We start from the raw sequence: 25,343 nt of genomic DNA on the forward strand, positions 1-25,343 counted from the left end.
CGCCACCCTCATCGACGGGTCTCCGACTCCGTTTTCTTCTTCCCGACTAGCCTGATTTGGAGGCGGTTTGACGTGAAAGGGATCCCGCTCACGGGGGACTTCGCGAACGGCGGGGTCTCGTTCTGGTACCGGCAGGCAGGGCTGCCGGCGCGCCGGGCTCCGCTGCCGGGGCCGCGCACGTACGACGTGGCGATCGTGGGCGGCGGCTACACCGGCCTGTGGACGGCCTACTACCTGAAGAAGGCCCAGCCCGACCTGCGGATCGCCGTGCTGGAGAAGGAGTTCGCCGGGTTCGGCGCGTCCGGCCGCAACGGGGGGTGGCTGTCGGCCGAGTTCGCCGGGTCGCGCAAGCGGCACGCCAGGGCGCGCGGCCGCCAGGCGATGATCGACCTGCAGCACGCCATGTTCCGCGCGGTGGACGAGGTGATCGACGTGACCCGCGAGGAGGGCATCGACGCCGACATCCACAAGGGCGGGCTGGTCCACGTCGCCACCAACCCGGCGCAGCGCCGCCGGCTCCGCGCCGAGGTGGCCGACCTGCGCACCTGGGGGTACGGCGAGGACGACATGCGGCTGATGGACCGCGACGAGATGCGCGAGCGGCTGAACGTGGCCGGCGCCATCGAGGGCGCCTACTCGCCGCACTGCGCCCGCATCCAGCCGGCCAAGCTGGCCGTCGGGCTCGCCGGGGCGGCCGAGGCGCTGGGCGTGGACATCTTCGAGAGCACCACGGTGACCGAGATCCGCCCGCGCGAGGGCGGCCGGGCCTCGGCCGTCACCACGCGCGGCACGGTCACGGCCGAGTACGTGATCCGCGCCACCGAGGGCTTCACCGCCAGCCTGGCCGGCCAGCACCGGCAGTGGCTGCCGATGAACAGCTCGATGATCGTCACCGAGCCGCTGCCCGCCGAGATGTGGAAGCACATCGGCTGGTCGGAGAGCGAACTGCTCGGCGACCAGGCGCACGGCTACATCTACGCGCAGCGCACCGCCGACGACCGGATCGCCATCGGCGGCCGGGGCGTGCCCTACCGGTACGGCTCGCGCACGGACGTGTGGGGGGCGACGCAGGCGCAGACGGTCGCCTCGCTCTGGCGGATGCTGGTCAAACTGTTCCCCGCCACCGCCGACGTGCGGGTGCAGCACGCGTGGTGCGGCGTGCTCGGGGTGCCGCGCGACTGGTGCTCGACGGTCCACCTGGACCACGAGACCGGGCTCGGCTGGGCGGGCGGCTATGTCGGCAGCGGCGTGACCACCACCAACCTGGCCGGGCGCACGCTGCGCGACCTGGTGCTGCGGCGCGACACCGAGCTGACCGCGCTGCCGTGGGTGGGCCGCCAGGTGCGGCAGTGGGAGCCGGAGCCGCTGCGGTGGATCGGGGTGCAGCTGATCTACGCGCTGTATCGGGCCGCCGACCGGCGCGAGAACGACCACGGCACCACCACCTCGCCGTTCGCGCACGTGGCCGACCTGATCTCGGGCCGCTAACTCCAGGGGTCGTAGTCGACCTCCAGCGGCTCCTGCGGCGGGCGCTCCGCCTCGGGCACGTGCTGGAGGTTGACGCGAATCCGGTACCACACACTGCTGCGCCCGCGCATGCCGTCGACCAGCACGTCGGCGGGCTCCAGCCGGGCGGCGACGGCGGGGTGGCGGGCCTTCCAGCGTTCGAGCCCGGCCAGCGCCTCGTCCTTGTGCTCCGCCTTGGCGATCTCGATGACGGGCCTGGTCTGCCGCCTGCGGCCGGTGCCCTTGGGCGCCTTGGGCGGCGGGCCGAGCTCCTCGGCCAGCGCGAGCAGTCCGTCGAGGGAGCCGGCGTGCAGGTCCATGTCCTCCCACGGGTCGCCGGAACCGGCCAGCCGGGCGGGCACGGTGTCGAGGGTGAACTCCTCCGGCCGGCAGCCCGGCACCTCGTCCCAGGTGAGCGGGGTGGAGACGCGGGCGTCGGGGACGGCGCGCACGGAGTAGGCGGAGGCGACGGTGCGGTCGTAGGCGTTCTGGTTGAAGTCGACGAACACGCCGTGGCGCTCCTCCTTCCACCACCGGCTGGTGGCCAGCCCGGGGGCGCGCCGCTCGACCTCCCTGGCCACGGTCTCGGCCGCCTTGCGCACCTGGGCGAACGGCCAGCGCCGCTCGATGCGGGCGTAGACATGGAAGCCGCGTGAACCGGACGTCTTGGGCCAGGCGGTCAGCCCGTGGTCCGTCAGCACCTCGCGGGCGACCTGGGCGGTGGCCAGCACGTCGTCCCACCCCACGCCGGGCACCGGGTCGAGGTCGATGCGCAGCTCGTCGGGATGGGCGAGGTCGTCGGCCCGCACCGGGTGCGGGTTGAGGTCGACGCAGCCGAGGTTGACCACCCAGGCGAGCTGGGCCAGGTCGGTGCAGACGACCTCCTCGGCGCTGAGCCCCGACCGGTATCTCAGCTCGGCCACCTCGATCCAGCCGGGCCGCCTGGCCGGGGCGCGCTTCTGGAAGAACGGCTCCTCCTCCACCCCGTGCACGAACCGTTTGAGCACCATCGGCCGCCCGTGGACGCCGCGCAGCGCCGCCTCCCCCACGGCCTGGTAGTAGCGCACCAGGTCGAGCTTGGTGTGGCCGGCGCGCGGGAACACCACCTTGTCCGGGTTGGTGATGTGGACCTCGCGGCCTGCGACCTCGATGTCAGACATGTGGTCACGATACGCGCGCGGCCCGACATTCCCCCGGCACCCGCTACGGCGCGGTGGCGACGCGCCGGGTGGCCGCCTCCCACTGGTCGCGGCTGCGCCCGGCCCAGTACGTCAGGCCCAGCCGCTCGTACCCGGCGATCGCGGCCCGGGCGTGCTCCGCCGCCTCCTCCGTACGGCCGAGCCGCAGCGCGAGCTGCGCCAGCACGTCGCGGACCGAGCCGCAGACGGCGCTGCCCGAGCCCAGCACCACGAGCTGGTCGGCGATCGGCAGCAGCCTGGCGTAGAGGTCGTCCGGCGCGGGGACGCCGAGGCGGGCGGCGACCAGGCCCCACACCGGCCACAGGAAGTCGGCCGACCAGTCTTCCCGCAGCGGCTCGCCCCAGCGCGCGACCAGTTCGCGGGCCAGGCCCTCGCGGCCGTTCTCCAGGGCGGCCAGGATCGCGACGGGGCGCACCGGCGCCATCAGCGCGGGCTCGGCGGCGGCGACCAGCTCGTCCACCAGTTCATCCATCAACTCGCCGGCGTCGCCCTCGGCACGCCGGCACAGGTAGCGGGCGATCAGCCGGCGCGCGTCCAGGCCCCACAGGCTGGCCCCGTAGCGGGGCGCGGGGAAGCGCTCCAGCAGCGACTCGGCCTCCTCCCAGCGGGCGCGCGCCATCAGCCCGCCCGTCTGCGCGACCCGTACCATCGACTCCAGCTCGGGCCTGCGCAGCTCGCGCAGGAGCTGCTCGCAGCGCGTCAGCTCGCGCTCCCACTCGGCCAGGTCGCCGGCGCGGAGCAGGCACGACAGGCGGATGGCGCGGGCGACCAGCCGGTCCTCACGGCGCAGGCACGGGATGGCGAGCAGTTCCTCGACGGCCCGCAGCCGCTCGCCGTTGCGTCCGGGCACGAACGCGGCCAGCAGGTAGTTGTTCAGCGTCCTGGCGAGCAGCGCGGGGTCGCCGGTGGCGCGGGCCAGCTCGACCGCCTCGGCGGCCCGCCGCTCCCCCTCGGCGCGGCGCGGCCCGTAGTGCAGCTCGACGCCGAGCGTGCCGAGCAGCGCCGCCCTGTCGTGGTCGCCGAGCGGCCCGGCGAGCAGGTTCTCCAGCACGTCGGCCAGGTCGTCGTCGACGAACCCGTACGGCCGCCAGTTCCACACCGAGGGGGCGCCGAACGCGGACACCGCCGCCACCAGCGCCGCGCGGTCGCCGATCCGCTGCGCCTGGGCGATGGCCTCGGCCAGGTCACGGAAGGCGCCCTCGGCGTCGCCCACGGCGCGCCGGGCCTGGCCCAGGCCGGTGAGCGTGCGGCAGCGGGCGGCCGAGTCGCCGGGCGGCAGGTGGGCGAGCGCCAGCTCCCACAGCGCGACGGCCTCCTGGTAGCCGTGCCGGTCCGCGGCCTGGCGGGCGGCCTCGGTCGCGTACGCGACGGCCTTCCCGGCGGGCGCCAGCGGCGCCGCGGCGGCGAAGTGCGCGGCGAGCACCGCGGGATCGGGGACCGCACTCCGCCGGCCGGGATCGCCGTTCTGCGGGCGATCCGGCGGCCTGCCACCGGGATCGGCGGCCGAACCGCCCTCAAGGCGCTGCCCTGCCGCGTCGGCGGGTTCCAGGGGTCCGGCGGCGCTTTCGAGGTGCTCGGCGGTGCGCAGGTGGAGGCGGGCGCGGTCGAGGCGGGTGAGGCCGGCGTCGAGCGCCTCCCGCACCAGGGCGTGCGAGAACCGGTAACCCGAGGCCGCCTCGGTGACCAGGCCGGCGGCCAGCGCGGGCTCCAGCGCCGTCATGACGTCCTCGACCGGCCGGCCGGCGAGCGCGGACAGCAGGTCCGCGTCGGCCTCGCGGCCCGCCACGGCGGCGGCCTTCAGCAGGTCCCGGGTCGCGCCGGGCAGCCTGGCCAGGCGGCGGGCGATCACGTCGCGGGCGCCGGGCGGCACCCGGTCGCGCTCGCTCTCCGGCAGCCGCAGCAGCTCCTCCAGATAGAACGGGTTCCCTCCGGACCGGTCGAGCAGCGCCACCGGGTCGGCGCGCACCTGCCGCAGCTCCAGGAAGTCGCGCACCTCGGCCGCGCCGAACGGGGCCAGCGGCAGCCGCAGCCCTTCCCTCGACAGCGCCCCCAGCGTCTCTCGGAGCCGCTCGGGGTGCTCGCCCGGCCGCAGCGTGACGATCGCCAGCGTGGCGGTACGGGCCAGCTCGGCGGCGACGTGCTCCAGGAGGCGCAGCGAGGAGGCGTCGGCCCAGTGCAGATCCTCCAGCACCAGCAGGGTCGGCGCCTCGCGCAGCCGGGCCAGGACGTCGTCGTACAGGTCGAACAGCTCGGCGGGTGGCCGGGCCGGGAGCATGCCCGCCTGCCGCCAGGGCCAGAACGCGGGCGCGCCGCCGCTGTCGGGGCACCGGCCCCAGGCGACCCGGAACCCGCGCGCCCCGGCGAGATCGGCGGCGGCGCTGGCCAGGCTCGTCTTGCCGATGCCCGCCTCGCCGCTCACGACGACCAGCCCGCCGCGCCCCGCCCTGGCCTCGGCGAGCCGCTCCTCCAGCGCCCGCACCTCCCTCTCCCGCCCGGCCAGCCTCTCGCGCCCTCCCTGCCGCGCCACCCCGGCGGTCGCGGTCGCAGGGGCGGGCCCTTCTCCGGTCGCCGAAGGTGCCTCCAACTCGGGCGACTGGGCCAGGACGGACTGTTCCAGGCGCTTGAGCGCCGGTCCCGGCTCGATGCCCAGCTCGTCCGACAGCAGGGCGCGTACCCGGCGGAGCGCGGCCAGGGCCTCGGCCTGCCGCCCCGCCCGGTAGAGGGCCAGCACCAGCAGCGACCACGCCCGCTCCCGGTACGGGTCGCCCGCCACGAGCTCCTCCAGCTCCGGCACGCTCGCCTCGCCGAGCTCCAGCCGGGCCGCGAGCCGGTCCTCCACCACTCCCGAGCGCAGCTCGGCCAGCCGCGCCGCCTCGGCCCTGGCGAACGCCAGCCCGGGGAACTCCGCCAGCGGATCACCCCGCCATAGGCCCAGCGCCCGCTCCAGCACCCTCGCCGCGTCGGCGGGCCGCCCCGCCGCCAGCAGCCGCCGCCCGTCGGCGGCCCACGCCGCGAACCGGCCCGCGTCGGTCTGCGCCGGGGTGATGTCGAGCAGGTAGCCGGGCTCGCGGGTGAGCAGCAGCCGGGGCGGGGTGCGCGGCCTGCGTCCTGGCTCCAGCACCCGCCGCAGGTGGGAGACGTACGCCTGCAAGGTCGCCGTCGCCTTGGCCGGAGCCTCGCCCGCCCACAGCTCTTCGACCAGCCGGTCCAGCGAGACCGGGCGGCCGGGGCTGAGCGCGAGCATGGCCAGCACCGCCCGCTGCTTGCGGGTGCCGGGATCCAGCCGCTCCCCGGCGGAGCCGACCACTTCCAGGGGGCCGAGCAGTCGCACGTTCACGAACCACAAGTCAACCCCAAGTCCCGCGCAAACCGTAAAACGCATGCTGGTGCACATGAACGAACTGAAGAATCTGATCAAGGGCAGGCTGTGGCTCCCTGAGGACCCCGGGTTCGACGAGGCGCGCACGCCGTGGAACCTTTCGGTGGAGCAGCCGGTGGCCGCGGTCGTCGAGGCGGCCGGGGCCGACGACGTGGCGGCGACGGTCGGCTACGCCGCGCTGCACGGGCTCACCGTGACCGCGCAGGCCAGCGGCCACGGCGCGGTGGCCGCGCAGGACGTGATCCTGCTGCGCACCCACCTCATGAACGACGTCGAGATCACCGGCGGCGTCGCCCGGGCCGGCGCCGGCGCCCGGTGGGGGCAGGTGCTGTCCGCCGCCGGGCCGCTCGGCCTGACCGGCATCGCGGGCAGCTCGCCGGTGGTGAGCGTGACCGGGTACACGCTCGGCGGCGGGCTGGGCTGGTTCAGCAGGAAGTACGGGCTCGCGTCGGAGCACGTGCTTGCCGCCGACGTCGTGGACGCCGCCGGGGCGCCGAGGCGGGTGACGGCCGAGTCGGACCCGGAGCTGTTCTGGGCGCTGCGCGGCGGCGGCGGCGACTTCGCGGTGGTCACCCGGCTGGAGTTCGCGCTGCAGCCCGCGCCCACACTCTACGGGGGCCGGATGACGTGGCCCGCGGAGCGGGCGGCCGAGGTGCTGGCGGCCTTCCGCGAGGTCACGGCCGGCGCGCCGGACGAGCTGACATGCTGGTTCGGCCTGCTGAAATTCCCCGGGGCGCCGGGGCTCGTCACCGTCGACTGCACCTATCTGGGCGCGCACCCCGGCGAGCTGCTGCGGCCCTTCGACGCGATCGGCGGTGCGATCGGCGACACCAGGACCGTGCTGCCGTTCGCCGACCTGGGCACGATCTGCGACGAGCCGACCGACCCGACCCCGTCGGCCGGGCGCGCGGAGTTGCTGACCGGGCTGGACGACGCGGTGGCGGCGGTGCTGCTGGGCGAGTCCATCGAGCCGCTGTTCAGCGTGCAGGTGCGGCACCTGGGCGGCGCCCTGACCCGCCCGTCCGGCGGCGCCGCCGGGAGCGTCGCGGAACCGTACCTGGTCTACATGGTGGGCCCGGCCGCGCCCGGCACCGCCGAGCGGATGGACCTGCTGTCGAAAGCCCTGATGCCGCACACGAGCGGGCGCAAGCCGTACACGATGCTGCACGGCGACGACCGGGCCGCGGCGGCCTTCGACGCCGAGACCCTCGCCCGGCTGCGCGACCTCAAGCGGGCCCGCGACCCGCACGGCGTGATCAGGGCGAACTACCCGGTCCTGGGCACCGCGTAACCGCGGTCAGCTCTGCCGGAAGTCGCCGTGCCGGCCCGCGCCCCCGGCGAACCGGGCGGCCCCGGACGCGGCCTCCGGCAGGGAGAGCACGCCGTGCCGGAGCTCGTTGCGCATGGCCTCCGCCTCCCCCAGCCCTTCCTGCTCCAGGACCGACATCCGGTCCCCGCGCAGGCACGTCTGAGGGAACCGGGCGATCTCCGCGGCCAGCGCCTCCGCCTCCCGCCGCGCCGTCCCGTCGGGCACCACCCGGTTGGCCAGCCCCATCCCGTACGCCTCGCGGGCCCCGACCGGGCGGCCGGTGAGGATGAGGTCCATCGCCCTGCTCTGTCCGACGAGGCGCGGCAGCCTGACCGTGCCGCCGTCGACGAGCGGCACCCCCCACCTGCGGCAGAAGACGCCGAACACCGCGCTCTCCTCGGCCACCCGCAGATCGCACCAGAGCGCCAGCTCCAGCCCGCCCGCCACCGCGTGCCCCGAGACGGCGGCGATCACCGGCTTGGACAGCCGCAGCCGGGTCGGCCCCATCGGCCCGTCGCCGTCCTCGCCGACGTGGTTGTCCAGCGCCTTGAGATCCGCGCCCGCGCAGAAGGTGCCGCCCTCCCCCCACAGCACGGCCACGTCGGCGTCCGAGGCGTCGAACGCGCGGAAGGCGTCGGCGAGCGCGGCGGCGGTCGCACGGTCGACGGCGTTGCGCGCCTCCGGCCGGCTGAGCACCACCGTGGTGACCTGGCCCCGGCGCTCCACCCGTACGGTCATCGTCCCTCCTCGGAAGAGTGCCGAGCGTACGCATCCTCAGCCAGCTCCGCCATGGTCACAACGCGCGGCCGGTGGCAGGAGAACTACCACAAGGCCGCCTGCCAGATCATTCGCATGGTTTCCTGCGCGGATGGTCTCGGCCGCGGGATCACCGGATGCGGCGCTCGTGACGACGGCGCCACGAGCGCCGAGCTCCCGGTTTCCGGCGCCCCGCAGAGCCCGACGCCCACCCCGCCCACCTCGTCCGCGGCGGCGACAACGGCTGACGGAAGCGACCCGGAGGCATGCACCGACGGGAACTGCGAGATCGCGGTCTCCAAGCCGACGACGATCCGCTTCGAGATTCCCGACGGCCCCGCGACCCTGTCTCTGACCAAGGTCGGCATGAACGAGGTCGGCTACAAGGTGACCTCGGAGAACAGCAGAACGAGCGGCACGGCGAGCGGCGACGGCTCGGGCTGCCTGGCCGTCTTCACCCGCGGCGGCAGCAGAAGCACGTGCAGCGCGCTTCCGGACGAGCCGCCGGACAGGCAGGACGGAGCCATCGTCCTGCAGGTGCTGGCAGGCCCCGACGGCACCGCGATCGTTCGGCTGGTCTCGGCCTGACAGCGAGGTCGCGGACAGGGTCCCCGTCCCGGCCACCACTCCCCGGCCTGAGGGCCGTCTTATCATCGGGCGCGATCTCATGTAGCCCCGTCCAGCAGTAGGGGTTTGAGTTGGCGGAAGAACTCGGTCGCGTCCGCCAGAGAGTCGCGGCCCGGTGCGCTCGTGTAGATGTTGACCGTGAGCAGGCGCTTGTAGTCAGGTGTCCATCCATAGACGAAAGAGACAGTCTCGTCCTGGGCGTTCGTCCGTCGCGCCGCGAAGCCGGGCCCCAGGTCATCGGGCAGATCGTTCCCTTGAGTGGACACCTTTGTGTTCTCCAGGTCTTCCGGGTCATGCGGTGACGGATCGAAGACTTCGACGACAAGTCCCAGATCTCCTTCCGGAGTCAGATCCTCCGCTACCGAACACGAGGCGAAACTCCCTTTGTCCCCTTTCGTCGCCACCGCCTTATAGTCGTCAAAACCTGTGGCGATCTCGATGGCCTTCGCCGAGATGAGTTCGCATTCCTGTGGGGCGGCGGTGATGTCGCCCAGCGGTCGAGTGTCCGATGGCGAGTCCGGAGGAGGTGAACAGGTAGCTGCTAGAGCGAGGACCGCGAGGACAGGAATCGTCATCAACTGGATTTTCATGTGCCGGGCCTGGTATAGCCGGCCTGGGCCTCCTTGAAGCCGAGCGCGATCGACTCGTCGGGCCGGCTGAAGACTCGGCCTGTCTCGTTCAAATTCAGCCACTCCTCGTAGGCCTCACGCTCGTCTACATTCATCTCAGCGAAGGGCTTGATTTCCCCGTTCACAATGAAGTGCCCCTTTGAGCCTGGGGAAAAATCCTTGTGCCGGTATGGATGCGTCTTGGCGGGCGCCGAGCCATCCCCGAACAGGCCATGGCGGTACATGGTGGCCGCCGTGAGATCACCGAACATGTGCTCAGCCGCCCCCATCGCAGTGTCCGCGTCCCGACGAGCACGGTCCTCGTGACTGGACTTGATATTTCCGAAGATCTCACTCTTGGCCTCGTCGACCATGAACCCGACGAACTTCCCCTGCGGCCCTGGAACCAGCCCCACGACCTTCTCCGTCATCTCCTTGAAGGCCGCGACGCGGGCATCCCTCGCCTGCGCCTCTCCGATCTTGGAGATGTTGGCCGCGTCGGTGATCAGCCAGGTCGTCATGCTGAGGCTGCGCGTCGCCCGGGAGAACTCCGCGCCTCCGCTGCGGCTCATGCGCTCTTCGAGTATGTCCTGCCGTGCGGCCTCGATCTCCTGCTGTGTGGCATCTGGGTGCGCCTTCCGCCATGCCTCGAAGTCGGTGTCCACCTCCTTCCGGATCTTGGCGGCCAGTTCGTCCAGCATCTTGGCGGCGTAGAGCCCATGCGCGGCGGCCACGGACTTGAAGGCGTCCTCGTCCGCGAACGCCCACGTCATCGCTTGTTTGAGCTCTGGCGCGGAGAATTTGGCACCGTACGGCTCCCCTCCCCGCAGGTTCTTGTCCGGGTCCTCCCCCGTCACCACTCCCGGCATTTTGTCGCTGAAGGATTGTGTGTCACGGTGCACATCTCCGGTGTACTGGCCCAGGATCGAGCCGAGGTGAGCGCGGGTCCCGGGAAGGTTCGCCTGGACCTTGGGGTCGCTCCAGAAGCGGACCGCCCAGGAGCCGATCAGCGCTGACTTGTACCCGCGGGAGTTCCCGGGCGGCAGGTCATGGTCACGGAACTCCGTGCTGGCCACCTGAATCACCCAGCCGAGTTCCGCGTCGGCGTCGCCGTTCCAGTGATGTCGCCGCATCAGATAGGCCAAGGGCTTGCGCTGCGGGTCGGTGAGGAAGTCCTGGGCGACGGCAGGATGGTGGGCCAGCGCGGTCAGGACTGTGCCCATCGGGCTGAGATCGCCGGGTGAGCCGTCCTTCGGGCCTGGCATCGTCCAGGGGTGTCGCGGCAGGCTCGGGTCGGGCGGATGCGCCACGTCCTTGTCATACAGCTTCTGCGCCACCGTGAGCAGGAACTTGTGGTCGAAGTCGCCGTCCTGAAGCAGTTTCTTCAGCGCGAACGCGTCCTGCGGATTCTCGACGTCGTCGACCAACTGGTCGGCGTAACCGTCGGGCAGCTTCATCCGGCCCGCTCCGCGTGAGGCCGTGCCCAAGATCTTGCTCAGCATGGTGGCGAGCCGTTCCTGGGTCCTGACGTCGCGTTGGGACGGGCGCTCCGACTGCGGGAAGCCGGCTCCGTACGTCCTGTTGATCAGTGCCTTGAGCTCGCGCGGCGGCATCTCCTTGACGAACGCGACGGCGAAGTACGGGTCGTTCTTGTGCCGCTCGAGCTCGGCCACCGTCTCGGCGTCGAGGGAGCCGCTGTCGACCTGCTCCCGCAGCTTGGCGGCCAGGGCTTTGGCCGATGCCGCGCCCTCGGCGGGAGACTTCGACAACCAGTCAGATTCGTTGGCCCATAGTGTGCCGCCTTTGCCGGGTTTCCGATCCGGCTCGGCGAGTATCAGATCGAGGCGGCCCTGGAGTGCGGGGATCCGGTCGCTCATCTGACGGCCGATGGCGTGAAGTGGCCCCGGGCCCCATAGCGGGACGTCCAGCGAGGTCAGGGCTCGTTCCACCTGGCGGCCGACCTCCGGGAGCGTGTCGCCGGCCCGCTTCATGCCGTTGATGAGCCGTGTCATCAGCATGGGGTTGATGCCGACCATGGGGCTCATCGGGTGGGTGCTCCCGTGGCCGGGTCGGACGGCTGGAGAGAGTCCAGCAGCGACAGCGCCCGCGTGAACAGGTCCTTGAACGCCCGATCCCATGCGCGTAGATCAGCGGTGAGCCGGTCACCGGCCTCGCCTTTGAGCGCACCGTCATCGACCAGGCGGACCAGGGCGATCAAGTCGTTCGCATGCTCTTCACGCAATCGCTCGATGTGACGCCGGGCGGCGTCGATCTCTTCCTTCGTCGCCATCGTCGCCCGTTCTCGTTGAGGTGGGAGATGCCGGGGTCATGGCATGGTAACCATCGAGAAGGTGGCCTCAAAGCGGAATGCTGCGATCCCAACGATATGGATATAGGTAGGTTGACTCGACGGGAGGAGAAACATGGCTGTTCACTGACAAATGGGCCTGGTCATTTCCGGGTCCCATACTGAGACATCATGCTGTACGTCCCCGGCGCTCTCCAAGGTTCGCCGTGGCTTCAGACGGTTTCACAGGGAGTGCATCGGATCCTGGCCACCGGTTCCGGGATCGGCGCGAACGGAAGTATGGCACGACTTCATGGACGAGGTGTTGGTGCGGTGCCCTCGGTGCGATGGGTGCGCTGTCGTCTTGGCGCATCCGAGGACGCTTGAGAACGGCGAAACGGCAACTATCGGGGTCATGGATCTCCGTCGCCGCTGGCTCCGAAACTGAGACACCATGCTGTACGTACCCGGCACTCTCCAAGGTTCGCCGTGGCTTCAGACGGTTTCAGCCGGACCGACGCGCAGCATGCTTGCCCCATGGCGGACACGTCATCAGGAGGGCACGGCGAGTTCACCGATGAGGAACCGGCTCGCGCTCGTGCCGGGATCTTCGGGACGCCGCGCGCCGTCAGCTCTCGATCGTGCCGATCTCCTCGTACTGCTCGATGGCGGAGGAGGTGTCCATGCCGGGCGCCTCCCTGTCGGAGTGGGCGGCCTTGAACGAGTCGGAGCGCAGCCAGGCGATGAAGTCGGCGCGGGAGTCGAACTCCATCGTGGAGACGTAGGGCTGTCCCTCCTCCGTGGGACGCAGGAGGGAACTGCGCCGCAGACCGGGCACACCGGCGAGCGTGGCGCGCATGCTCTCCAGGAAGGTGGCCTCGAACGCCTTGGCGTCCTCGGCGGGAACGTCGATGCGGTTCATGATCATGTGCATGGGGATCCCTTTCTCCGCAGCGCCACGGCTTCTTTCCTGACGCCCTGTCGGAATGATACCAACGCGGCGTCGTTATCTTCCTGAGGATCTCTAGCTCGCAGACCTGCCCGGTCACGCTCCGCCTGACTCTCGGAATGCCCGCCGGCGGCGTGCTGGTCATCTTCGACCGGCGGCCCGAAGCCCCGCCGCGGAAGGAGCGCGGGAGCATCGCCGAGGCCATGCCGCGGTCCGGCCGCCAGGTCACCGTGCTGCGAGGACAGGCCGGCCCATCGAACAGGGTCCCGTACGCATGACAAGGCGGCAGGCCCGAGCCGCAGGTCGCCGCCATGCCCGCCCTGGACGTGATCAGAGAACGGCGGCGACCCGGGGAGCAGGCGGGTCGCCGGAGACCCGCCTGCTCCCGGGCTTGCGATCAGTTGTGCGCCTGGACCGAACCGTGCGCGATCTCCTGTGGCCGGGCCACGTCGAGGTCGAACCCCGCGCCCTTGACGTTGTCGTACGTCAGGGTGTCCTGCGGATAGGCGCCGACCGACAGCGGCCAGACCACCAGCCGCACCCCGTCAGGGTCGGCGTCATAGGAGTACTGGACGAACCCGTACCCCGCCTCCCCGTTGACGGTGCCCGTGCCCTTGACGGCGATCTTGTCGTCGGGAGTGACCACCAGCCATTCGAGAGTCGTCGAACTGAGGTCGAACGCGGAGGGATCGACCCGGAAGGAGACCTTGCCGTTGCCCGGCTCGGGTCCTTGGTCGTGCGGCTGGTACTTCACGTTCGCCTGGAAGTGCCCCTTGCCGCTCGCCGACGGGGCATCGGTGATCGCTCCGACGGGGGACGACAACCATCCTCCCTGGGTGCCGAAGCCCGCGTCAGGGTCATAGACGATCACCATGACCTCGTGCTCTCCCGAGCCGGTGTCGTCGTCGGTCACCTCGGTCTTGATCGTGTACATGCCCGGCCGCGTGTACCGATGACTGTCCTGGCAGGTCAGGGCCGTGGCGGCACGACTGGAGGTGGTGCCGTCGTCCCAGTCGGTCAGGCAGGTGTGGGTGTCGTTGGCCCCGGGGTCGGTGAAGGGCACGCTGAGCGACACAGGAGTGCCGGCGCGGAACACCTGCCAGGGCTGCGGCGTGCCGACCGCCGCTGCCCGGGCGGCCCTCGGGATCGCGGTGGCCGGTGCCACGTTGGTCAGCGTCAGCCTCGCCTCGTCGCCGACCGCCGCGTTGACGCCGTCGTCGGCCGACAGCCGGATGGTGAAGGTACCGTCGTCGTCGCAGGTCACCGTCGTACGGACCACCATCGGGTTGGCGATGACGCAGGAGGCTCCCGCGTCCACGTCAGGACCTGGCTCGACGCTCCACTGCACCGCGGGAGCGCCCCGGTCGTCGTTGGCGAACCCGGACAACTCGATCGTCTGACCCTCCGCGCCCGTGACGTCCGGCCCTGCGGACACGACCGGCGGCTGGTCGGGATCGGGGTCCTGCGGGCCGCCCGTGTGGTTGTAGATGGTTCCCGTTTCGCCGACGAAGGGCGAGTCCGTGCTCAGCTTGAGTATGTAACTGCCGTACAGGCCGTGGACCGTCTTCTCGCAGACGCAGTCCGGTCCGCCGACGGCGTCACCTTCGTCGACGACGACGCCGTTCGCGGCGTCCACGAGCTTCCAGTGCATGGTCGAGCCGAGCCGGGCGCCGATCTCCACCCTCACCCAGTGCTGGCTGCGGTGGGAGCGCAGCGGACGGTCGGTGCGGCACTCCCCCTGCGGAGAGGCGATGAAGCAGTCCTCGTCCTCGAAGTCCCAGCAGGTGTTGTCGCCGTTCAGCTCGCGGATGCCGCAATTGACCTGTTCGGCCACCTTGTTGATGCGGGCCACGCCGTTGCGGGGCCAGGGGATGTAGGGGGGTTCCTCGTTGCGGTCGCTGAGGAATGCCGTGACGTAGTCGTAGCCCTGGCTGCCGCCGGAGACGTACCCGGCGACGTTCGTACGCCACTCCTCTTCGTCCCCGCCGAGCTTGCTGAAGCCGACCTTGAGCGCGTGGGTGGTGCCCGGCGGGGCGAACGAGTCGACCCCGTAACGGGGCTCGGCACGGCGCAGGAGGCTGAGCGCGTACGCCCGCCGCGTCTCGTTGATGACCGGGTTGGGCGAGCTGAACAGCCGGAACAGCCGGACCTGATCCCTGGCCGTGGTGTGGGTGTCGCCGAAGGCGCCCTCGTCGTCCGGATAGGTGTTGTCCATGCCCGCCGCCTCCAGGAACTGCCGGAAGAGGGTGCACGGTCGGACGTTGTCGTTGTCGTCCTTGCCGCAGCCGAGCACCTCCCGCCACAGGCGTAGAGAGGTGTCGTTGTCGGATTCGAGGATCATCTTCTCCACCAGCGGCCGCTCGGCGTCGCTGATGTCCTGCGGCCGGTGCAGCAGCGCGCCGAGGATGGACGCCTTGACCAGGCTGGCGGTCTCGAAGAACTTCTCCGTCGTGCTGTAGCACTCGGTGCCGGTGACGTGGTCGTAGAAGGCGACGCCCGGCTCGCGCAGCCCTTCCAGCCTGACGACGGTCCCCACGTTGACCGCGAGCCGGACGAAGTCGGCCATCTGATCGGCGAACTGCGGATAGCGTTCGGAGGTGCAGGTCACCTCGGGTTCACGGTCGTACTCGCCGGCCTGCGCGGGCTGCCCGGTCACGACCAGCGTGCCGATCAGCGCGGCGACCGCGATGACGATCTTGGATAAACCTTTCCCCGTTGCCTTTGCCATCACGTTCCCTCTCAGGGCACAGCGGTATGGCCGCACCGTCAGACCAGGCGGCGCCGGTGATCCCCGTAGCTGTGAAAGGTGCCTTGACTCGGAAGTACGCGCGAATTCCCGCCTCAATGTATAGCCGCCGACCATCCATCACCAGAGCCCCGCTCCGGGGTACCTGTCAGTGACCGGCCGACGTCGAGCAGGGACGCGTACGCATGCCGAACCGCAGGTCCGCGCCGGCCGCCTCAGTGGATCGTACGGCTCAGCTCGGGTCAGTCCGTGTCGGTGGCGGCCAGGACGTGGAGCACGAGGCGGCCGGGGTCCAGGGCGGCGACGCCCAGGTCCCACGCGACCTGGTGGAACCAGGCAGTCGAGGCGTCGAACAGCGCCCACGTCCGGTCGGCGGCGTCCTCGACGCGGCTGCCGCCCGCCAGAGCCGTCATCGACTGCCAGGCCAGCAACCTCCCGTAGGCGCCGCCCCGGCCGCTGCCGTAGGCGGAGCCGGTCGTGGCCGCCGAGAACAGCACGCGCATCACCTCCGACGGCGTGGCCGCGCGCACGGCCAGCTCGCCCTCGCCGGCGAGGCAGGCCAGCCCGAGCCCGTCCAGCAGCGCCGCGTCCAGCTCGGCCGGGACCGCGAGCCGGAACGCCCTGGCCTCGATCCGGCCGTTGGAGTCCTGGGCCCAGTTCTCCACGGCGGCGGTGAGCAGGCCGGGTGCGAGGAGTTCGGCGGCGGGCACCTGGTGACCCGGCCTTCGCGGGGCTCCCGGCCGCTCGCCGGGGCCGAACGGGATCGCGTAGGAGGTCCCGCGCAGGCCGTACGAGGGCAGGTCGAGCGCGTCCTCGAAGTCCAGCAGGGTCAGCGGGAGGACGGCCAGGGGGTGGTTCCCGTCCGCCAGGTGGGCGGCGACCCGGCGGACGGCGCCTTCCTGATCGAGGTCCGGGTGGCGGAGGACCAGTTCGTGCGTCAGGCAGGCGAACAGTTCGGGCGCCTGATCGTAGGCGTCGAACAGCGGCAGCAGGTGCTCCAAGGGCTGCGCGGAGGCGAGGAGGGCGGCGGCGAGCCGGACCCGTGCCTCGCTCTCCTCGGTCGCGGCCAGGCGCACGGCGTGGGCGGCGTGGTCCGCGCCGGGCGTCAGCGCCAGGGTCTGCTGGATGTGGCGCAGGAGTTCGTCGCGCTGCCAGCTCGATCCGGCGCGCAAGGTCAGGGCCAGCGCGTACAGTTCCTCGGACCGCCCTTCGGCCGCGGCGCGCTCGACCAGGGCGCAGCGGCGACTGACGTCCTCGGCCTCGTCGAGCCCGGCCGACAGCTCATCGAGCGGCATGCGCGTCCTCACGTTGATCGGGCCACGCAGCATACAAGGCGGCCCGTGCGGGGGGCGACCCCTCGGCGATCAGCGCTGCTTGAGGCGCTGCGTCTCCTTGCGGACCTCGGCCTGGACGGACCGCTCGTGCTCCAGCCAGGCGGGGTTCCGCGCCTTCAGCTCGTCGATCTCGGCGGTGGTGAGCGGGCCGGTGATGCCGTTCCTGAGCAGGCCGGAGATGGACACCCCGAGCTTGGCGGCGACGACCTGCTTGGGGTGCGGGCCGTTGCGGCGCAGTTCGGCGAGCCAGGTGGGCGGCTCGGCCTGCAGCGCGTTCAGCTCGTTCCTGGAGACGACGCCCTCCTGGAACTCGGCGGGGGTGGCCGAGAGGAGGATGCCCAGCTTCTTGGCCGCGGTCGCGGGCTTCATCGTCTGGGAGGTCTTGGGCTTGGGCGAGGTCATGGGTCCAGGGTAGTCAGTCGGACCGGCTCCTCTTACCTCGGTAGCCTGACGGGGTGACTGGTGAGGAGACGGGCGGGACGTTCCGGCTGGCGTACGCGCCCGGGGTGACGCCCGGGAAGTGGGCCGGCATCTGGGCCGAGAGGGTGCCGGACGTGCCGCTCACCCTGGTCGCGGCGCCCGCGGCCGAGGTGGTGGGGCTGCTGCGGAGCGGGGAGGCCGACGCCGGGTTCGTCCGGCTGCCGGTCGACCGCGAAGGGCTCAGCGTGATCCCCCTCTACGTGGAGACCACGGTGGTCGTGGTGCCGAAGGATCACGTGGTGACCGCGGCCGACGAGGTGACCCTCGACGACCTGGCCGGCGAGGAGGTGTTCCACCCGCTGGACGACGCCGTCGAGTGGGCGGCCCGCCCCGGGCTGCCGGCGTTCGAGCGGCCGGCCACGACGGAGGACGCGATCCGGCTGGTGGCGGCCGGGGCCGGGCTCCTGCTGGTCCCCCAGTCGCTGGCGCGGCTGCACCACCGCAGGGACCTCACCTACCGGCCGGTGCCGGACGCGCCGCGGTCGCAGGTGGCGCTGGCCTGGCTCGCGGACCGGACGACCGACCTGGTGGAGGACTTCGTCGGCATCGTCCGCGGCCGTACGGCGAACAGCTCGCGCGGCCGGGCTCAGGCTCCTCCCGCGGACCAGCCCGCGAAGAAGCCTGAGAAGAAGCCTGAGAGGAAGCCCGCGAAGAAGCCGGACCGCAAGCCGGCCCAGGGCGGCTCCGGGCGCCGGGCGGCGCCCGCCCCCCGGGGGAAGAAGGGACGCCGGTCCCGGTGAGGTCTCCGGGGGCGGAGCGCCGTCCGGCATGAGGACGCCGCCCCCCGGTGGGGTGTCAGGGAGCGAGGGCGCCGGAGACGAGGTCGTCGAAGCGGTCCAGGTCCTCGGCGGGGCGGTCGAGGCCGCGCAGCGGGCCGTGGTCGGCGAGGTGGGCGTCGGCGTAGAGCCGGGCGACGAGGGCCTTGCGGTCGCCGTGGCCGGCCCGCTGCTCCCACCCCGCCTGCTCCACCAGCAGCGCCGCGGCGTACACGTCGGCCATGAGCTGGGCCAGCGGGAACAGCCTGGCCTCCGCCACCACGGGGTCCAGTGACGACCAGACGGTGATCGCCTTGCGCAGGCCGGCGATCCGGTCGCGGACGAGGCCGGCTGTGGCCGGGTCGCCGTCGGGGGCTTGGGCGACGGCCGACTCCAGGCGCTCCAGGAACGGCTCGTGGGCGCTCTCGCGCAGCATCGCCCGGCGGACGTCGAGGCACAGGATGTGGTCGCCGCCCTCCCAGATGGGGTTGACCTGGGCGTCGCGCAGCAGCCTGGCGACCGGCCACTGCTCGATGTAGCCGTTGCCGCCGTGCACCTCGACGGCGTCGCTGGCGGCGGTGAGGCCGAGGCGGGCGGCGCGCAGCTTGATGAGCGCGGGGGCGAGGCGGAGCCGGGGGCTGACGTGGCCGTCGAAGACGAGGGTCTGGACGGCCTCCACCTCGACGATGAGCTCGGCCAGCTTGCGGCGCATGAGGGGCTGGTCGGCGAGCGGCCGGCCGAACGCCTCGCGGGCGCGGGCGTAGCAGAGCGACTCGACCAGGGCCCTCCGGGCGACTCCTGCGCCCATCATGGCGACGCCTAGCCTGGAGGCGTTGGTGAGCTTCATCATGGTGCCGAGGCCGGAGCCGGAGCCGGGACCGGCCAGCAGGAACGCCTCCGCGCCGGTGAACTCCACCTCGGCGGAGGCGACCGAGCGGGTGCCGAGCTTGTCCTTCAGGCGTCTGATCCGCACGCCGTTGCGGGTGCCGTCGCGGCGCTCCCACAGCACGAGGAACGGCGCCACGGTGTCGTCGTGCCGGGCCAGCACGACGAACGCGGACCCGTTGGCGTTGGAGGCGAACCACTTCAGGCCGGTCAGCGACCAGGCGTCGCCGGCGGGTTCGGCGGTGGCCTGCAGGGCGGCCAGGTCGGAGCCGCCGGTCCGCTCGGTGAACATCTGAGCGGCTTCGCCGGAGTAGTAGCCGTTGGCGAAGATCTCCCGTACGCGTCGTTTGACGTCGTCGGGGGCGTGGCGCTCGGCGAGGGAGACGACCATGTCGCCGCCGGTGCCGAGGGCGCAGCCCATGCCGATGTCGGCCTGGTCGAGCAGGTAGGTCCAGGCGGCGGCGAGCGCGTCGGGGTCGGCGCCGTGGGCGCGCGCCTGTTCGGTGAAGGCCGGGGAGGTGAAGTTGTCGGCCATGAGCGCGTCGCGGGCGGCGTGGAACGAGGGCGGCATGACGACCTCGCTGACGTCGCGCCCCCATTTGTCGTACTTCTCCAGCCGCGGCGGGTTGCGGTCGGTCTCCTCGGCGTACGCGGCGATCGGGCCGCCCATGAGCGCGCCGAGGCGGTCGAGGTGCGGCTCGGCCCAGGCGTAGCCGTCGCCGAGGTGGCGGCGCATGAGCAGCTGGAGCGACGGGTCGCAGCGCCACCAGTTGAGCCCGGCGGCGCCCTGGTAGCGCTCGGTGGCGTAACGGTCTCCGGCGTCGAACGGTTCTACGAGATAGCGGCCCATACTCTCGAACGTTCTCAGAGATTGACGCCGAACACCACCCGCCTGTTCCTGAACTCGGTGACGCTCCACACCTTGCCGGCGCGGGCGGTCAGGTCCTCCGGGCCGATCGGGAACTGCCGCCGGGCGGGCGCGCCGCCGGAGTAGACGATCAGTCGTCCGTTGGCGCCGGATCCCGCGGACTGGCTGAGGTACCACCTGCCGCTGTGGGAGATCGCGCCCTGGATCTTCTCGTGGCCCATCACGTGGGCGTCTCTCGGCTCGCCGTCGAGCTCCAGGTTCCAGCGGGCGACCCGCCCCCGGGGGTGGTCCTCGGCGTACTCGCCGGAGATCAGGGTGTGGGGGGTGGTGGTGCGGTCGAGGCCGACGAAGGAGAACCTGGCGCCCTTGACGGCGACCCTCCAGAAGTCGGTCTGCGGGATGACGTAGCGGTAGCCGAAGGCGTGCAGCAGGCCCCCGTGCCGGCCGATCCGCGTCCCGTCGCCCACGCCGGACTGCACGCTGGTCAGGTCGAGGATGTGGTTGAGGTCGAAGACCCGCAGCCCTCTGGTGGTGTCGGCGACGTAGAGCAGGTGGCCGTAGCAGGCGACGCCCCCTGCGTGGATGTCGATGGGTTTGAAGGACCCGTCGGGCGCGGCCTCCACCAGCAGGGCGTGCCGGTACTTGAGCGTGGTGGGGCTGAGGAAGGTGAGCCTGATCCCGCGCTCCCCCGCCTCGGGCCTGAAGTACCACGTGGCGAGGAACACCGACACCGGGATCGTCCCCGAGTCGGCCCCGCAGGTCAGGCCCTGGGGGTACCAGTCGGGGGTCTGCTGGTCCCCCTGGTCGAACGCGTACCAGACCGACGGCCTGGGCATCGACCCGAACGATCCGGGGGCTCCCCCGCGCACGGCCTTCCTGTTGGCGTCGGCCAGCACCCGCTCGACCGGGGCCGCGCGAAGCTCGCCCGCCAGCTTCGCCGCCCCTTCCGCCAGTGTCCCCGTGTCCCGCACTAACCGGAAGGGGATCGCGTCGGTGGGGGTCATCCCGGTCTGAGCCATGCCTGCCTCGCTTTTCCGTCAGTACGCAAGAGTCTGACGGAGAGGGCGGCGAGATGGTTGCGTCACTATGGCCACAGATGTACCGGGAGCCCGGACAGGGCCAGCTCCCGGTAGCGGCGCACCAGCCGGGCCCGGTCGCCGCCGAACTCGGCCAGCTTCTCCCGCTGCCAGGCCGCTCCGGTACGGCGCAGCCGGGTGCGCTGCTCGATGATCTCCAGCGCGGCGTCGGCGTCCTTCACCGACACCCCGTTGGCCAGCAGCGCGGCGCGCGCCTCGGGCAGCAGGCTCAGCACCAGGTCGGCGGCCTCGAACTCGCCGTCGCGCCCCGGCCACGACAGCTTGGCGTCCAGCCCGTGCATGGCGGCCCGGTAGAAGTTCTGGTACGCCTCCGCGAACCGGTAACCGGTCAGGTCGCGCTCGGCCTGCGCCAGCGTCAGCCCGAGCAGGAACGCCGTGTTGGCGGTCATGTCGGCGCACGACGGGCCGGCGGGCAGGGCGCGCATCTCGATGCGCAGGTGGCCGCCGTCGGCGGGGTCGTAGACGGGCCGGTTCCAGTGCCAGATGGTGCCCTGGTGCAGCCGCAGCTCGGGCACGTCCGCCCGATCGCCGCCCTCGATGAGGTTGGGCACGACCGGGTTGTAGTCGTTGACGTACCGCTCGAAGAGCTCGTACGCGCCCTCCCGCACCCAGTCGGAGCCGAACGTCACCCGGCCGTCCTTGCGGTAGAGCCGCTCCACGTCGCGGTCGTCGGCCGCCTCCTCGAAGAGCGCGATCCGGGTCTCCTCCCACAACGTGCGGCCGAGGAACATCGGCGAGTTGCCGCACGCCGCCAGCACCGGGCCGATCGCCAGCTGGGCGGCGTTGAACAGCCGGGCGAACCGGCCGGGCGGCACCCGCAGGTGCACCTGCCAGGAGGTGTTGGCGCTCTCCAGGATGACATGCTCCACCCGCAGCTCCAGGTCCTCGATCTTGACCAGGAACGGTTCCAGCCGGAGTCGGCGCAGGCCCCTGCGCAACGCCTCGTAGCGGTTCTCGTCGCTCATCGCGTCGGCGGTGAAGTCGGTGGTGTCCAGCGTGGGCAGGATGCCGATGGGCAACGCGCCGCCGCCCTCGACCGCCTCGTCCACCTTGCCCATCGTCTCCCGGATCTCCGCGCCCATCCGCTCGAACGGCTGCCCGGCCAGCAGGATGGGGGTGAGGTTCACCTCGATGTTGTAGCGGCCCAGTTCCAGCACCACGCGCGGGTCACCGAGCCGCTCGCGCACCTCGCTGTTCCGGGGCAGCGGCCGGCCCTCCTCGTCGACGAGGAAGAGCTCCAGCTCCGCGCCGATGGTGACCGGGCCCTCGCCGAAGCCGGGCCGGTCCAGGAGCTCCCGCAACACGGCGAGCTGCTCGTGGAGCCGCCCGTCGAACTCCTGGAACTCGCTTTCGGAAAACCGTGCCTTATCCAAATCTTGTCCCATGCCCCCCATCTGTCCTGGGGGAACGGCTTGACACCTGTCACCGGGGTACAGCTCCGTCACAGCGACGCCGGGCCCGACGCGCCCCCGCCCGGCCGCCCGCGCGTGGTGCGACCTGCGGCGGTGACTCTAAGCTCATGAGATGCACGCTGTTGCCTTCGACGCCTTCGGTGGCGAGCTCGACCTGCGCGAGCTGCCCGACCCGGCCCCCGCTCCGCACGGGGTGGTGATCCGCGTGGAGGCCACAGGCCTCTGCCGCAGCGACTGGCACGGATGGCAGGGCAACGACCCCGCCATCCGGACGCTGCCGCACGTCCCCGGCCACGAGCTGGCGGGCGTCGTGGAGGCGGTCGGCGCGCAGGTGCGCGGGTGGCGGCCGGGGGCGCGGGTGACGGTCCCGTTCGTCTGTGGGTGCGGGTCGTGCGCGGCCTGCCAGGTGGGCGAGCAGCAGGTGTGCGAGCGGCAGACGCAGCCGGGGTTCACCCACTGGGGGTCCTTCGCCGAGCTGGTGGCCGTCGACCACGCCGACGTCAACCTGGTCGCGCTGCCGGAGGAGATGCCGTACGCGACGGCGGCGTCGCTCGGCTGCCGGTTCGCCACCGCCTTCCGGGCCGTCGACCAGGTCGCCGGGGTGCGGGCGGGCGAATGGGTGGCGGTGCACGGGTGCGGCGGGGTCGGCCTGTCGGCCATCATGATCGCCACGGCGGTGGGGGCCAGGGTGGTGGCCGTCGACGTCAGCGCCGATGCCCTCCAGCTCGCCGAACGGGCGGGGGCCACCCACTTCGTCGACGGCTCCGCCGGTGACTCCGCAACGCAGGTGCGGGAGCTGACCAGGGGTGGCGCGCACGTGTCGATCGACGCGCTGGGCAGCCCTCACACCTGCGCCGCGTCCGTCGAGAGCCTGCGCACGCGCGGCCGCCACGTCCAGGTCGGGCTGCTGCCGGGCGGGCCGACGCCGGTGCCGATGGACCGGGTCGTCGCCCTGGAGCTGCGGCTGCTGGGCAGTCACGGGATGGCCGCGCACGCGTACCCTCGGATGCTGGAGCTGATCAGGGCCGGCGTGCTCCACCCCGACCAGCTCGTCACCCGCGTCATCGGGCTCGCCGACGCCGGCGAGGCGCTCGTCTCGATCGGCTCCGTGCCGGGCGTCACCATGATCATGCCCGGCGGCCAGTCCTGATCAGGCGGTCCTACGATGATCCCATGGAATACACGCGACTGGGTGACACAGGGCTGAAGGTTTCGCGGATCTGCCTGGGCATGATGAGTTACGGCGATTCGGCCGAGCAGGAATGGGCGCTGTCGGAGCAGGAGGCCGAGCCGATCGTCCGCCGGGCGGCCGACGCGGGAGTCACGTTCTTCGACACCGCGGACGTCTATTCGCAGGGCGTCAGCGAGACGATCACCGGCAGCCTGTTGCGCAAGATCTTCGGCAGCCGGGACGACTACGTGCTGGCGACCAAGGTGTACTTCCCCATGGGCCCCGGCCCCAACGACCGCGGTCTGTCCCGCAAGCACATCCATGCCGCCATCGACGCCTCGCTGCGCCGGCTCGGCACCGACCACGTGGACCTCTACCAGATCCACCGATGGGACCCCGAGACGCCGATCGAGGAGACGATGGAGGCGCTGCACGAGGTGGTCAAGGCCGGCAAGGCCCGCTATCTCGGGGCCTCCTCCATGTGGGCGTGGCAGTTCGCCAAGGCGCAGCACGTGGCCGAGGCGAACGGCTGGACCCGGTTCGTGTCCATGCAGAACCACTACAACCTGCTCTACCGGGAGGAGGAGCGCGAGATGCTGCCGCTCTGCCTCGACCAGGGCGTCGGCGTGATCCCGTGGAGCCCGCTGGCCCGCGGCGCGCTCGCCCGCGCGGGCGCGCCCGCCGACACGACGAGGGCCGGCTCCGACCCGCGCATCGACTACCTGTACGAGCCGGACAACGACCGGCAGGTGCTGGACCGGGTGGCGGAGCTGGCGCGCGAGCGCGGCCTGCCCGCCGCGCAGATCGCGCTGGCCTGGCTGCTGCACCAGCCGGCGGTCGACGCCCCGATCGTGGGCGCCACCAAGGACCGCCACGTGGACGACGCGGTGGCGGCCGTGGGGGTGTCGCTGTCGGACGAGGAGCTCTCCTTCCTGACGGAGCCGTACCGGGCGCGCGAGGTTCGCTTCTGACACGTCCGATCGGTACAAGACCGTGAGGCGGCGGCTGTCGGACCATGAGCGTATGGGTTATGACCTTTCGACGGCCGCCTCCTTCATGGCGGGCCATGCCAGAGTTCTCGACCGGCGCCGCTTCGAGCTGATGGAGGGCGGCGGCGACGTGGCCGGCGTGCTGGCCGCGCTCGACGCGTACCGCAATCCCGACGGCGGCTACGGGTGGGGGCTGGAGCCCGACCTGCGCTCGCCCGAGAGCCAGCCGGGAGCGGCGCTGCACGCGTTCGAGGTGCTGGCGGAGATCGCGCCGCGGACCTCGCCGCGGGCGGCGGAGCTGTGCGGGTGGCTGGAGTCGGTGACGCGCGACGACGGCGGGCTGCCGTTCGCGCTGCCGCTCGGCGTGCCCGCCGCGACCGCGCCCTGGTGGTCGGGCGCCGACCCGTCGGTCTCGTCGCTGCAGATCACCAGCGTGTCGGCGGCGATGGCGCACCAGGTGGCCCGGCACGACCCGGCCGTCGCCGCGCACCCGTGGCTGCGCCGGGCCACCGACTACTGCCTGACGGCGATCGGCGCGCTGCGCGAGCCGCCCGGCGCGTACGTGCTGGCCTTCGCCGTGCGCTTCCTGGACTCGGTGTACGGGTCGCGCCCGGAGGCGGCGGGGCTGTTGACGCGGCTGGCCGCGTTCGTGCCCCCGGACGGGCGGGTGCCGGTGGCGGGCGGCACCGAGGGCGAGGCGCTGCGGCCGCTCGACTTCGCCCCGTACCCGGACAGCCGGGCGCGCGAGCTGTTCGCGCCCGAGGTGATCGAGGCGGACCTGGACCGGCTCGCGGGCGGGCAGCGCGAGGACGGCGGCTGGGCCGTGGACTACGTGCGCGTCTCCCCCGCGGGGGCGCTCGACTGGCGCGGCTCGATCACCGTGTGGGCGCTCCACGTCCTGCGCCGCAACGGCCGCTGAGGCCCTCGGAGTGCGGCTCTCCGGGGACGCGGAACCGCCTCCCGGCGTCCGCGCCACCGGGCCGGCG

General features: G+C 72.1%; 20 protein-coding genes. 7 read left to right on the top strand and 13 right to left on the bottom strand.

The features are described from left to right. The first annotated feature begins 72 nt into the window (after window positions 1-72). Entirely contained in the window at window positions 73-1,488 is a 1,416-nt protein-coding gene (locus ACQEUU_RS25990; protein WP_433070558.1) for an NAD(P)/FAD-dependent oxidoreductase, read from the top strand. Here the strand turns inward: ACQEUU_RS25990 and ligD are convergent. Next, on the bottom strand, window positions 1,485-2,666 hold the full coding sequence (gene ligD, locus ACQEUU_RS25995) for a non-homologous end-joining DNA ligase (protein ID WP_433070561.1): 1,182 nt from the start codon (window positions 2,664-2,666) through the stop codon (window positions 1,485-1,487). The genes ACQEUU_RS25990 and ligD overlap by 4 nt on opposite strands. A 43-nt stretch (window positions 2,667-2,709) precedes the next feature. Further along, a complete protein-coding gene (locus tag ACQEUU_RS26000; protein ID WP_433070563.1) occupies window positions 2,710-6,042 on the bottom strand; it encodes a BTAD domain-containing putative transcriptional regulator in 3,333 nt (1,110 codons plus the stop codon). Window positions 6,043-6,097: 55 nt separating this feature from the next. Here ACQEUU_RS26000 and ACQEUU_RS26005 point away from each other — a divergent pair, with 55 nt between their 5' ends. Then, window positions 6,098-7,375: an FAD-binding oxidoreductase gene (locus ACQEUU_RS26005; RefSeq protein ID WP_433070566.1), complete on the top strand. Its 1,278-nt coding sequence runs from the start codon at window positions 6,098-6,100 to the stop codon at window positions 7,373-7,375. A 6-nt stretch (window positions 7,376-7,381) separates the two neighbouring features. Here the strand turns inward: ACQEUU_RS26005 and ACQEUU_RS26010 are convergent, their stop codons facing one another. Next, entirely contained in the window at window positions 7,382-8,131 is a 750-nt protein-coding gene (locus ACQEUU_RS26010; protein WP_433070568.1) for a crotonase/enoyl-CoA hydratase family protein, read from the bottom strand. Between the two features lie 51 nt (window positions 8,132-8,182). Between ACQEUU_RS26010 and ACQEUU_RS26015 the strand changes: the two genes are divergently transcribed. Further along, window positions 8,183-8,737: a hypothetical protein gene (locus tag ACQEUU_RS26015; RefSeq protein WP_433070571.1), complete on the top strand. Its 555-nt coding sequence runs from the start codon at window positions 8,183-8,185 to the stop codon at window positions 8,735-8,737. A 77-nt stretch (window positions 8,738-8,814) separates the two neighbouring features. On the opposite strand, the gene ACQEUU_RS26020 is transcribed toward ACQEUU_RS26015, so the two are convergent. The 7 genes from ACQEUU_RS26020 to ACQEUU_RS26050 all read right to left on the bottom strand — a co-directional run bounded on the left by ACQEUU_RS26020 (window position 8,815) and on the right by ACQEUU_RS26050 (window position 17,102). Beyond that, window positions 8,815-9,366 (bottom strand): hypothetical protein, encoded by a 552-nt coding sequence (locus ACQEUU_RS26020; protein WP_433070574.1) that lies wholly within the window; start codon window positions 9,364-9,366, stop codon window positions 8,815-8,817. Further along, window positions 9,363-11,420 carry a DUF6571 family protein gene (locus ACQEUU_RS26025; protein WP_433070576.1) on the bottom strand — a complete coding sequence of 686 codons (2,058 nt, stop codon included), beginning with the start codon at window positions 11,418-11,420 and terminating at the stop codon, window positions 9,363-9,365. Before ACQEUU_RS26025 ends, ACQEUU_RS26020 begins: the two co-directional genes overlap by 4 nt. A 5-nt stretch (window positions 11,421-11,425) precedes the next feature. Then, window positions 11,426-11,674, bottom strand: coding sequence for a hypothetical protein (locus tag ACQEUU_RS26030; RefSeq protein ID WP_433070579.1), 249 nt, complete (start codon window positions 11,672-11,674; stop codon window positions 11,426-11,428). Between the two features lie 625 nt (window positions 11,675-12,299). After that, entirely contained in the window at window positions 12,300-12,593 is a 294-nt protein-coding gene (locus tag ACQEUU_RS26035) for an antibiotic biosynthesis monooxygenase family protein (RefSeq protein ID WP_433070582.1), read from the bottom strand. Window positions 12,594-13,017: 424 nt separating this feature from the next. After that, window positions 13,018-15,348 (bottom strand): PKD domain-containing protein, encoded by a 2,331-nt coding sequence (locus ACQEUU_RS26040; protein WP_433070585.1) that lies wholly within the window; start codon window positions 15,346-15,348, stop codon window positions 13,018-13,020. A gap of 260 nt (window positions 15,349-15,608) precedes the next feature. Continuing rightward, entirely contained in the window at window positions 15,609-16,661 is a 1,053-nt protein-coding gene (locus ACQEUU_RS26045; protein WP_433070588.1) for a DUF6183 family protein, read from the bottom strand. 69 nt (window positions 16,662-16,730) lie between these two features. Continuing rightward, the gene (locus ACQEUU_RS26050) at window positions 16,731-17,102 is read right to left on the bottom strand and encodes a DUF5997 family protein (protein ID WP_433070590.1); all 372 of its coding nucleotides are present in this window, start codon (window positions 17,100-17,102) and stop codon (window positions 16,731-16,733) included. A gap of 53 nt (window positions 17,103-17,155) precedes the next feature. Here ACQEUU_RS26050 and ACQEUU_RS26055 point away from each other — a divergent pair, with 53 nt between their 5' ends. After that, entirely contained in the window at window positions 17,156-17,920 is a 765-nt protein-coding gene (locus ACQEUU_RS26055) for a LysR substrate-binding domain-containing protein (RefSeq protein WP_433070593.1), read from the top strand. A gap of 55 nt (window positions 17,921-17,975) precedes the next feature. Here ACQEUU_RS26055 and ACQEUU_RS26060 read toward each other — a convergent pair whose 3' ends face one another. The 3 genes from ACQEUU_RS26060 to ACQEUU_RS26070 all read right to left on the bottom strand — a co-directional run bounded on the left by ACQEUU_RS26060 (window position 17,976) and on the right by ACQEUU_RS26070 (window position 22,158). Continuing rightward, the gene (locus tag ACQEUU_RS26060; protein WP_433070594.1) at window positions 17,976-19,670 is read right to left on the bottom strand and encodes an acyl-CoA dehydrogenase family protein; all 1,695 of its coding nucleotides are present in this window, start codon (window positions 19,668-19,670) and stop codon (window positions 17,976-17,978) included. 14 nt (window positions 19,671-19,684) lie between these two features. Next, complete coding sequence (locus tag ACQEUU_RS26065; protein ID WP_433070597.1) at window positions 19,685-20,707, bottom strand: hypothetical protein; 1,023 nt, start codon at window positions 20,705-20,707, stop codon at window positions 19,685-19,687. 65 nt (window positions 20,708-20,772) lie between these two features. Continuing rightward, on the bottom strand, window positions 20,773-22,158 hold the full coding sequence (locus ACQEUU_RS26070) for a glutamate--cysteine ligase (RefSeq protein WP_433070599.1): 1,386 nt from the start codon (window positions 22,156-22,158) through the stop codon (window positions 20,773-20,775). Between the two features lie 151 nt (window positions 22,159-22,309). Here ACQEUU_RS26070 and ACQEUU_RS26075 point away from each other — a divergent pair, with 151 nt between their 5' ends. The 3 genes from ACQEUU_RS26075 to ACQEUU_RS26085 are packed head-to-tail and all read left to right on the top strand — an operon-like array spanning window position 22,310 to window position 25,276. Then, window positions 22,310-23,347: a zinc-dependent alcohol dehydrogenase family protein gene (locus ACQEUU_RS26075; protein WP_433070602.1), complete on the top strand. Its 1,038-nt coding sequence runs from the start codon at window positions 22,310-22,312 to the stop codon at window positions 23,345-23,347. A 23-nt stretch (window positions 23,348-23,370) separates the two neighbouring features. Continuing rightward, window positions 23,371-24,339, top strand: a complete 969-nt coding sequence (locus ACQEUU_RS26080; RefSeq protein ID WP_433070605.1) for an aldo/keto reductase — start codon at window positions 23,371-23,373, stop codon at window positions 24,337-24,339. Between the two features lie 52 nt (window positions 24,340-24,391). Next, window positions 24,392-25,276: a hypothetical protein gene (locus ACQEUU_RS26085; RefSeq protein WP_433070608.1), complete on the top strand. Its 885-nt coding sequence runs from the start codon at window positions 24,392-24,394 to the stop codon at window positions 25,274-25,276. The last annotated feature ends 67 nt before the right edge of the window (window positions 25,277-25,343 follow it).

The organism is Nonomuraea sp. CA-218870 (genome assembly GCF_050936535.1).
Taxonomy (GTDB): domain Bacteria; phylum Actinomycetota; class Actinomycetes; order Streptosporangiales; family Streptosporangiaceae; genus Nonomuraea; species Nonomuraea corallina.

What these genes read in the sequence shown, in the direction of transcription:
- ACQEUU_RS26010 (WP_433070568.1), bottom strand. Translation starts at nt 8,131, where the DNA reads ATGACCGTACGGGTGGAGCGCCGGGGCCAGGTCACCACGGTGGTGCTC.
- ACQEUU_RS26005 (WP_433070566.1), top strand. Translation starts at nt 6,098, where the DNA reads ATGAACGAACTGAAGAATCTGATCAAGGGCAGGCTGTGGCTCCCTGAG.
- ACQEUU_RS26020 (WP_433070574.1), bottom strand. Translation starts at nt 9,366, where the DNA reads ATGAAAATCCAGTTGATGACGATTCCTGTCCTCGCGGTCCTCGCTCTA.
- ACQEUU_RS26050 (WP_433070590.1), bottom strand. Translation starts at nt 17,102, where the DNA reads ATGACCTCGCCCAAGCCCAAGACCTCCCAGACGATGAAGCCCGCGACC.
- ACQEUU_RS26045 (WP_433070588.1), bottom strand. Translation starts at nt 16,661, where the DNA reads ATGCCGCTCGATGAGCTGTCGGCCGGGCTCGACGAGGCCGAGGACGTC.
- ACQEUU_RS26030 (WP_433070579.1), bottom strand. Translation starts at nt 11,674, where the DNA reads ATGGCGACGAAGGAAGAGATCGACGCCGCCCGGCGTCACATCGAGCGA.
- ACQEUU_RS26065 (WP_433070597.1), bottom strand. Translation starts at nt 20,707, where the DNA reads ATGGCTCAGACCGGGATGACCCCCACCGACGCGATCCCCTTCCGGTTA.
- ACQEUU_RS26060 (WP_433070594.1), bottom strand. Translation starts at nt 19,670, where the DNA reads ATGGGCCGCTATCTCGTAGAACCGTTCGACGCCGGAGACCGTTACGCC.
- ACQEUU_RS26085 (WP_433070608.1), top strand. Translation starts at nt 24,392, where the DNA reads ATGGGTTATGACCTTTCGACGGCCGCCTCCTTCATGGCGGGCCATGCC.
- ACQEUU_RS26035 (WP_433070582.1), bottom strand. Translation starts at nt 12,593, where the DNA reads ATGAACCGCATCGACGTTCCCGCCGAGGACGCCAAGGCGTTCGAGGCC.
- ACQEUU_RS26075 (WP_433070602.1), top strand. Translation starts at nt 22,310, where the DNA reads ATGCACGCTGTTGCCTTCGACGCCTTCGGTGGCGAGCTCGACCTGCGC.
- ligD (WP_433070561.1), bottom strand. Translation starts at nt 2,666, where the DNA reads ATGTCTGACATCGAGGTCGCAGGCCGCGAGGTCCACATCACCAACCCG.
- ACQEUU_RS26025 (WP_433070576.1), bottom strand. Translation starts at nt 11,420, where the DNA reads ATGGTCGGCATCAACCCCATGCTGATGACACGGCTCATCAACGGCATG.
- ACQEUU_RS26080 (WP_433070605.1), top strand. Translation starts at nt 23,371, where the DNA reads ATGGAATACACGCGACTGGGTGACACAGGGCTGAAGGTTTCGCGGATC.
- ACQEUU_RS26015 (WP_433070571.1), top strand. Translation starts at nt 8,183, where the DNA reads ATGGTCACAACGCGCGGCCGGTGGCAGGAGAACTACCACAAGGCCGCC.
- ACQEUU_RS26040 (WP_433070585.1), bottom strand. Translation starts at nt 15,348, where the DNA reads ATGGCAAAGGCAACGGGGAAAGGTTTATCCAAGATCGTCATCGCGGTC.